The following is a 1,497-nucleotide window of genomic DNA, read 5'->3' as shown; positions in this document are numbered from 1 at the left end:
GGGTTGTGAGTCCTCCGATTTATTCATCGGCTCGTTGCTCCTAAGTACTATGACTTCTGCTGACTTCTTCGTTTTACCAACTCGTGGCTACGAAGATCTCCCCAGGTAATGGCATCTTCCCTGCCTGCCGGCAGGCAGGTTTCACTCAATTCCTGCCGTATCTACATTTATGCACTTTTGTAATCTTAGGGCCTTACAATGATGTGCTTGCTTACCCATGCATAAATGCCTCTTATACGGTTCCTGTTCGTCAGTACCGAGTTTTGTAGTCTCGCTTCCTTCAGATGTAACCTCACGGTTACCACCCTTGCGACTTACTAATGGTTCAAGGCGTTACCCTCGCCCATAAGGGACTTGCACCCTCTAGATTAATTTCCTACTTTCGTAAGAGAAAGATGCCCATGCTGGGCACACACAAGATATTTCTACAAGCGGGTATGAAGTTTTCATCGAAGATTTTCGCGGTTAATTTAGTTTTCAGCAAGTAGAAAGATTTCGTATTTTTAGCCCGCCTGCAGAAATACCCAACCGTTACCTGCAATTCTACACAAACAGAAAAAATGAAAAAACTATTGATTCTTGGAATTTTGATAATTTTGTTTATAATCAGTTTTTTCTATGTATTATATGAAAATCCATATCGAACTGAAAAAATAAAAGTTCTTGACTGTGAATCAACTTACAGAAACTATTACTTTAACAACTGGAGTTTAAGAGATATGGTTATAAAACCGCAGTCAACGACAGAATTTGAAATGCAATTTGCGAAAAAAGAAGTTGGAAGATGTTTATATGAAAAATATTTCGAGACTTTAAATCCAAAATATAAGACTGAACTTTTAAAGTTGTTCATGTATAGTAAAGAACTAAAAATAAGCGAGCAGAACTTTGAAATAGATGAAAAAACTAAAAAGGAAAGTGGATTATTAAAACCAAAAATGTCAATTGACTTTAATCAATATTATCTTGAATAAAAAACTGCAGGTAATCGAGTAGACGGCTCCGCCCATAATTGAACGGAGTGCGCCTCTCACACCACCGTACGTACGGGTCTCGTATACGGCGGTTCGTATCTTGATGGGTTAAGTGATAGATGAAGTTCTAACATGGCGATGTAACCACGCTTCTTTAGCCTTGAAATAGTGATTGTTGTTCCTAAAATAGGACTTTGTGCCACTGCCCATCCTCCTTTCCGAGTTCGACTATATGCATACGCAAGGCTTTGTTCGATTCCTAATCGAATGAGGTTTTTTCTCTTCCGTTCGGGCTTTTTCCAATCATGCCAAATGCAATACCGCAGTCGGTTTCTCAGCCATCCGTCAAAGTTGAGGAGTTTTCCCTTGATACTTGTTCCTCGAAAATAGTTTAACCATCCACGCTGAACTTCGTTAATCTTTTGGATGCGCTCCTCAAAACTTATCGGAGCGGTTTTGCGGGTGAGGGATTTTAGTCGCTCTTTCAATTGTGTCCACGCTTTCTTGCCTACTACCAATTGGT

At 39.7% G+C, this 1,497-nt stretch carries 2 protein-coding genes; one reads left to right on the top strand and one right to left on the bottom strand.

The genetic code is table 11. The features are described from left to right. Positions 1-560: 560 nt before the first annotated feature. The gene (locus tag PUH65_RS14845; protein WP_305520892.1) at positions 561-974 is read left to right on the top strand and encodes a hypothetical protein; all 414 of its coding nucleotides are present in this window, start codon (positions 561-563) and stop codon (positions 972-974) included. Positions 975-1,030: 56 nt separating this feature from the next. Here PUH65_RS14845 and PUH65_RS14840 read toward each other — a convergent pair. Next, the coding region (locus PUH65_RS14840; RefSeq protein ID WP_305520891.1) for a group II intron maturase-specific domain-containing protein at positions 1,031-1,497 on the bottom strand (467 nt) is incomplete at its 5' end.

It is taken from the genome of Kaistella sp. SH40-3 (genome assembly GCF_030686865.1).
Lineage (GTDB): Bacteria > Bacteroidota > Bacteroidia > Flavobacteriales > Weeksellaceae > Kaistella.
Note: the sequence above shows the minus strand (reverse complement) of the source record. Positions and strands in the feature narration are given on the sequence as shown.